The sequence below is a fragment of the Streptomyces morookaense genome (genome assembly GCF_013030945.1).
In the GTDB taxonomy this organism is placed as follows: Bacteria; Actinomycetota; Actinomycetes; order Streptomycetales; family Streptomycetaceae; genus Streptomyces; species Streptomyces morookaensis.
In genome coordinates, this window is sequence record NZ_JABBXF010000172.1 from 1 (window position 1) to 4019 (window position 4019).

Sequence of the window (4019 nt, forward strand, 5' to 3'; positions counted from 1 at the left end):
AGGCCAACTCCGTTGGCCTCGGGCTCGGATCGCTCCGCGATCCGGCCTGACGGAACACGCTCCGCGTGTTCCTGGGGCTGGCTGGAGGGGTGGGGGTGGCGGCTTCGGGGTGATGGGTGCTCAAGTGATCAGGTTTGCTTGGTTGTTGGGGAGGATTCCTGGGCGAAGTGGGCGGCCATGCTCGGCGCAAGGTTTCGGGGTCGGGAGGGGGCGGCTCTCAACACTTGGGGCAAGCGGCGTGCGTCATTCTGGCTGGCCCGATAGTTTATGGGGAGAGAGGTCACTGCCGTTGCAGCCGGACGGGAGTCGCGGTTTCCGGGTGCGAGCGTAAACAGGTTTCAGCGGATCAGAGGGGCCGCCAGAAGTGCGCGGCGGAGGGAAGTTGTATGCCGGGGAAAGCTCTGTTCCCGCATCAGGTGGAGGCGGTCGATGCCGTGCTCCGTGTTCTGCAGGCGCCCGCCGACGGGCATATGCCGGCCGAGGGGCTGCGGGCTCAGGTCATCGCCGCGACCGGCTCGGGCAAGACGCTGATCGCCGCCGAGACCGCCCGGAAGCTGGCTGCCCGGCGGGTGTTGGTCCTGGTGCCGACTCTGGATCTGCTGACACAGACCGCGGCCGCATGGCGGGAGGGCGGCCGCACCGGGCCGGTGGTCGGGGTCTGCTCGCTACGGGCCGCCGACTCCGAGGGCGTGCCGTGTACGACGGATCCGGTCGAGCTCGTGGCGTGGGTGCGGGGGCTGGAGCGGGTGACGGTGTTCGCCACCTATGCCGCGGTCGGCCTCGGCATCCTTCAGCGTGCCCATGCCCAGGGGCTGGATGTGTGGGATCTGATGGTCGTGGACGAGGCGCACCGGACCAGCGGGGACGCAGGCAGGCCGTGGGCGGCTGTGCATGATCAGGGGAAGATCCCGGCGGCCCGTCGCCTCTACATGACCGCCACGGCCCGCGTCTGGGAAGCGGCCGGGAACGGTCGTAACGAGGCACCGCGGCTGATCGCGAGCATGGATGAGGACTCCCCCGTCTTCGGGCCGGTGGCGTTCAAGCTGACCCTGTCCGAGGCCGTCGGTCGCGGACTGGTGGCCCCGTACCAGGTCGTGTGCGTCGACATCACCGACCCCGAACTCCACCAGACGCACCAGGTCGCCGGTGCCGGCTCGGACGAGGTCCGCGGAGCACGGCTCGCGGCACTGCAGACCGGCATCCTGACCGCGGCGGCGCAGGAGCAGCTGCGCAAGGTTCTGGCGTTCCACAGCAAGGTCAGTGAGGCCGAGGCCATGGCCAGCGGGGTCGTCGGTGTCGCGCGGCGGCTCTGGCAGGACGATCCGCGCCGTTTCCCGGCGCCGGAGCGGGTGTGGGCCGACTGGCTGTGCGGTGATCACGTCCCCGGCCACCGGCGGGCGGTGCTGGCCGAGTTCGCCTCCGACGTCATCGAGGGCGGGGGCGGGGTGCGGCCGGCCGCTCTGCGCGTGCTGAGTTCCGTGAAGGTGCTCGGTGAAGGGGTCGACACAGCGAATTGTGATTCCGTCGCCTTTTGTGATGCGCGGGGATCGATGATCGACATCGTGCAAATGGTCGGCCGGGCACTCCGGATGAAGCCCGGCGAGGGAAAAATCGCTTCGCTGGTCGTTCCGGTGTTCCTCGCGCCGGGTGAGAGTCCGGACGACATGCTGACCTCACCGGCCTACAACACCCTGGTGAAGGTCCTCGCAGCACTCCGCGCCCACGACACCGACACCATCGAAGCGCTCGCCGATCCCCGTGTGCGCAGTGGCAGTTACCCGGCGCAGGGGGCCGCCGGAGCCGGTGAAGGCGGCCGGGAGCAGCCGGAGGAGGGTGGGCGGGGGGCGAGTGTGTCTGCGCGGGAGTTGCTGAAGTTCTCCCTGCCGCGGGATCCGGCGCTGCTGGCCCGGTTTGTGAGGCTGCGGGTGATCGAGCCGGAGAACGCGTTCTGGCGGCGTGGGGTCGAAGCGTGTGTGCGGTATGTGCAGGAGACCGGTGCCGTGCAGTTGCGGGTGCCCTACGGCTTCGTCACCCCGCCGGAGTGGTCGCCGGCCGGGTTTCCGCTAGGCACGTGGCTGGCGGACCAGCGGCGCTTCAGGAAGGCCGGGCGTCTGGCTGCGGACCGGGTCGCCGAGCTGGACGGGCTGGGGATGGTGTGGTCGCACCAGGACCTCGCGTTCGAGGAAGGACTGGCTGCCGCCCGCGCGTGGGCTGCAGTGCACGGACACTTCCTGCCGCCGGCCACCGCCGTCTGGGACGGGTACCCGGTCGGGACCTGGGCGAAGAACCAACGCACCGCCGCCCGGCTCGCGGACACCATCGCCGAACGCCGCACGGCCGGCCTTCCCGCCGGATCCGGCACCGGAGGTCTCACCGAGGCACGGCGTGAGGCGTTGGAGGAGATCGACCCCGGCTGGTGCCCCGCATGGGACACCGGGTGGCAACGCTGCTTCCGCCTCGCACAAGCCCACGTCGAAAGCGGCGGGAAACTGCCGATAACGGCGGGTGAGATGGTTGTACAGGGCGAAGACCTCGGACGCTGGGCGACCGCCTGCCGCCACGGCTGGGACGACCTGCTCCCCGTCCAGCAATGGCTCCTCGAAAACATCCTCAACCTCACCCCGGCAGAAGAACACCAACAGCCCGTGAAACGCACGCAGGAAGACAAGTGGGTCCTCAACCTCCACGCCGCACGCCAATACCACCAACGCGAAGGCCACCTCAACATCCCCAGAAAACACGTAGAGATGATGCAAGACACAGCCGGCCAGGTGATGAAGGTGAAACTCGGCACCTTCATCAACAACGTACGAAAACGCGCCGCAAAGCTGAGTACACAACGCCGCGCGGACCTCAACCAACTCGGCATCCGCTGGTAAACACCAGACCCCCGGAACACACCGACAAGAAAAGGATACGCACACGGGAGCAGGAGTCGCCTCAACACGACTACGGGAGTCACTGCGCGGCCCCAACACATGGTCAATCTCGATGAATTCGGGAGCCACAGCGGCCCACCTCACGGGCCGAGCGCGGCCACCACTCGCCCCTTTCAAGTCGTTCACCCCAGCCACGCTCGGCACCCCACACCTAGACCAGCCACTCCAAAAAGGAGGGGTGTTCCGCCCCGGCCTTGTACCGGTCGGCACGTCTCAGCTTGTTCTTTATGGTCCGGGGGCTCCGCCGGGTCAAAAACACTCACTTACGGCTTGTGGTGAGGAAGTCCAGGACGACAGGGCCGGCATGAGTGCGGAACTCCTCGAAGTAGGCGTGCCGGGCCTCGGGGATCAGATGGAGGCGGGCGTTGGGGATGCGGTCGGTGAGCAGGAGTGCATTGGCGGTGGGGTTGAGCCGGTCGTCGCTTCCGTGGACGACCAGGGTGGGTGCGCTGATGTCCGGCAGGATGTCCCAGGCGTCGTGGCGGTTGCTGGCTGCGAGGTGGTGGCGCCGGGCGTGGGCAGGCATACCCGGGTCGCCGAGGGTGTGGTGCGAACCGGGATGGGAGGCGAGCCATCGGGGGGTGTACATCAGCTCCAGCAAGGCCTGTTGCACGGCTTCAGGCTGAGGTTGGGCCAGGGCTTGGCGGACGTCGTCGCCCCGTTCGATGCTGTGCGGGCCGCCGGGTGAGGTGCAGCCGAGGACCAGGGCGCCCACCCGGTGGCGGTGGCGGGCCGCGAGCTGCTGGGCCACCCGGCCGCCCATGGACGTGCCGTAGACGTCGGCCCGGTCGATGCCGAGTTCGTCGAGGACGGCGATGACGTCCTGGGCGAACAGTTCGGTGCTGTAAGGGGTGTCGGGCTTGTCGCTGTCGCCGGTGCCGCGGTAGTCGAGCGTGAGGGTGCTGCGAGCGGGATGGAAGTCGGCGCGAATCGTGTCCCACCAGTGGTGGTTGTTGGCCTGGCCCGCCAGCAGGACCAGCGGCGGTCCCTGGCCCTGGAGTTGGTAGGCAATGCGGGTTCCGTCCGGTGCCGTCGCATGCGTCATGCCCTCAGAACCCCGCTGCCACTGCCGCGCCCAAC

2 protein-coding genes are annotated in these 4019 nt (G+C 68.6%); one reads left to right on the forward strand and one right to left on the reverse strand.

Annotated elements, in window-relative coordinates; all coding sequences use genetic code 11:
- Positions 1-386 precede the first annotated feature (386 nt).
- Positions 387-2879: a DEAD/DEAH box helicase gene (locus tag HG542_RS33925; RefSeq protein ID WP_171088247.1), complete on the forward strand. Its 2493-nt coding sequence runs from the start codon at positions 387-389 to the stop codon at positions 2877-2879.
- Positions 2880-3198: 319 nt separating this feature from the next.
- On the opposite strand, the gene HG542_RS33930 is transcribed toward HG542_RS33925, so the two are convergent.
- Positions 3199-3984, reverse strand: coding sequence for an alpha/beta fold hydrolase (locus tag HG542_RS33930; RefSeq protein ID WP_171088250.1), 786 nt, complete (start codon positions 3982-3984; stop codon positions 3199-3201).
- Between the last annotated feature and the right edge of the window lie 35 nt (positions 3985-4019).